This is a genomic window from Moraxella oculi, from assembly GCF_023336735.1.
GTDB classification, from domain to species: domain Bacteria; phylum Pseudomonadota; class Gammaproteobacteria; order Pseudomonadales; family Moraxellaceae; genus Moraxella; species Moraxella oculi.
In genome coordinates this window covers 1-231 of sequence record NZ_JAMBAQ010000079.1, presented here as the reverse complement: position 1 = coordinate 231, position 231 = coordinate 1, and the positions used below count along the sequence as shown (strand labels likewise).

The 231-nt window shown below is 42.4% G+C and carries 1 protein-coding gene; it reads left to right on the top strand.

What is annotated here, in order from left to right:
* Nucleotides 1-231: GA-like domain-containing protein (locus M2R47_RS09435; RefSeq protein WP_249102558.1), on the top strand; the 231-nt coding region annotated here is incomplete at both ends.

Below are 231 nucleotides of genomic sequence, written 5' to 3'. Positions count from 1 at the left end.
ATTGCCACAAGGTGCCAAAGACGACAAAGGCAACACCAAAGAGTCACTACAAGATCGTGTGAACAAGGTTGCTCCAGTTCAAGTGCCTGCGGTTAATGATGCAAATAACAATGGCGTGATTGATGCCAATGAATCAAAAATTGCCGAAGCAGAAGCCTTGGTGAAAAAAGCAGAAGATGCTAAAAAAGCTGCTGAAGATAAGCTAAACGACATCAAAAAAGATGGCGTCAT